This window comes from Priestia sp. P5_B4 (assembly GCF_056400385.1).
On the sequence record NZ_JBFULJ010001112.1, the window covers coordinates 1 to 1,079 of the forward strand.

General features: G+C 41.4%; 1 protein-coding gene and 1 pseudogene. Both read left to right on the forward strand.

All coding sequences use genetic code 11. From position 1 onward, the window contains the following. Positions 1-307, forward strand: a 307-nt coding sequence (locus tag AC1DRF_RS29230) for a potassium-transporting ATPase subunit C (RefSeq protein ID WP_477742473.1), incomplete at its 5' end; no start/stop codon positions are given. Positions 308-360: 53 nt separating this feature from the next. Next, positions 361-1,079 (forward strand): annotated as a pseudogene (kdpDN, locus tag AC1DRF_RS29235) (KdpD-like non-kinase potassium sensor); the annotation flags it as partial.

The window sequence follows — 1,079 nt, forward strand, 5'->3', positions numbered from 1 at the left end:
GAATTTAGCACCTTCAAATAAAGATCTTACGAATCGTATCGAGAAATCCGTAGCGGCGTGGAAAAAAGAAAACGAGGTGCCAAAAGAAGGAATTCCAGTTGATGCCGTCACAAATTCGGCTTCTGGACTCGATCCTGACATTACGCCACAAGCTGCATATGCACAAGTAGAACGAGTGGCAAAAGCGGCGCACATTAAAACCAACATGCTAAAAGAGCTGATCAAAGAACACACTCAGCAAGGAGCTTTTGGTGAAAAACGAGTAAATGTAGTAGAGCTAAATTTAGCTGTTCAACGAGAGCGCTAATTACATGCACTCGCTTCATGTATTGAAGCGAGTGTGATAAAGGAGTACAAACAATGAAAGAAAAAGAAGCTCATCCATACTTTCGAAGAAAAACTCCGGAAGAACTATTGCGTGAACTTCATGATCAGAAGCGAGGAAAGCTTAAACTTTACATCGGTGCCGCGCCGGGAGTAGGAAAGACGTATAAAATGCTTCAAGATGCGCACGATTTAGTCAAAGAAGGCATAGATGTCGTAGTTGGATATATAGAAGCACACGGCAGGCACGAGACTAAAGAGATGATCGGAAATCTAGAAGTAATCGAAAGAGAAACCGTTTTTTATAAAGGAAAAGAATTGAAAGAGCTTGATTTGCTGGCGATTGTAAGAAGGCGCCCAAAAGTTGTAATTATCGATGAACTTGCTCATACAAATGTTCCGACAAGCCGTCATAAAAAACGTTTTGAAGATGTTTCTTACCTGCTCAACCAAGGCATTTCAGTCATGTCAGCAATGAATATTCAGCATATGGAAAGCGTACATGATCTCGTATATGCCATTACCCAGGTAAAAGTTCGTGAAACAGTGCCAGATTTATTTATTCAGCAAGCAGATGAAATTCAGCTTGTCGATGTTACGCCGGAACAGCTGCAAAAGCGTCTTCGTGAAGGCAAAATATACGAAGTTCATAAAATTGAACAAAGCCTGCAGTCTTTTTTTAAGCTCGCAAATCTCCATGCCCTTCGTGAATTAACGCTCCGAGAAGTAGCGGATGAAGTGGACGGTAAGCTCAT